The following is a 940-nucleotide window of genomic DNA, read 5'->3' as shown; positions in this document are numbered from 1 at the left end:
CTATTCCGCCGATTTCGATTGCGGCGGGTACGACGTTGGCCGCCTTCAATCTGCCTAGTTTGACGATTCCGGATTTGACGATTCCGCCGATTTCGATTGCGCCGGGTACGGCGTTGGGTGCGTTTGATCTGCCGAGTTTGACGATTCCGGATTTGACTATTCCGCCGATTTCGATTGCGGCGGGTACGACGTTGGCCGCCTTCAATCTGCCGAGTTTGACGATTCCGGATTTGACGATTCCGCCGATTTCGATTGCGCCGGGTACGGCGTTGGGTGCGTTTGATCTGCCGAGTTTGACGATTCCGGACTTGACGATTCCGCCGATTTCGATTGCGGCGGGTACGACGTTGGCCGCCTTCAACCTGCCGAGTTTGACGATTCCGAACCTGACGATCCCGGGGATCTCTATCCCCGCCGGTAGCCAAATCGGTGGATTCTTCCTGCCCGGAATCGAGACACCACAGATTTTTGTGCCGGGCATCGAGACGGACCCGTTCTACACCCCGACGATTTCTACCCCTTACATCAACGGGCCCCGGTTAGATTTCCCGGGGATCAGCATCCCGATCCGGTTATTCCTGCCGAATAACATCATTGCCCTGCAAACGGGTGTTGCTGGTCAATATCCGGCCATTGGCACGTTCTACGGGATGCCGGGCGCCTTCCTTGAAACCGGAAGCTTCTCAGTCGGCCCCATCGGACTCTCCGCCTTCAGCATTTCCCCCATCGGGATCTCTGGCTTCTCCCTTCCCAGCTTGACCATCCCAGGCATCAATGTGGATCCGATCGAGGTCAAGCCCTTCCAGCTGCCCGCGATTGGTACGCAGCCAATATCCATTCCTGGGTTCACGATCGATCCGATCGGGTTGAGTAATTTGGTGTTGCCGAATATCACGACGGCGCCGGTGTCGATTCCTGGGTTCACGATCGATCCGATCGG

The 940-nt window shown here is 57.0% G+C and carries 1 pseudogene; it reads left to right on the top strand.

Annotation, left to right across the window (positions count from 1 at the left end):
* Positions 1 to 940, top strand: a pseudogene (locus ACZYZ9_RS00320) (PPE family protein); the annotation flags it as partial.

Source organism: Mycobacterium sp. IDUB_28, from assembly GCF_055419285.1.
Note: the sequence above shows the minus strand (reverse complement) of the source record. Positions and strands in the feature narration are given on the sequence as shown.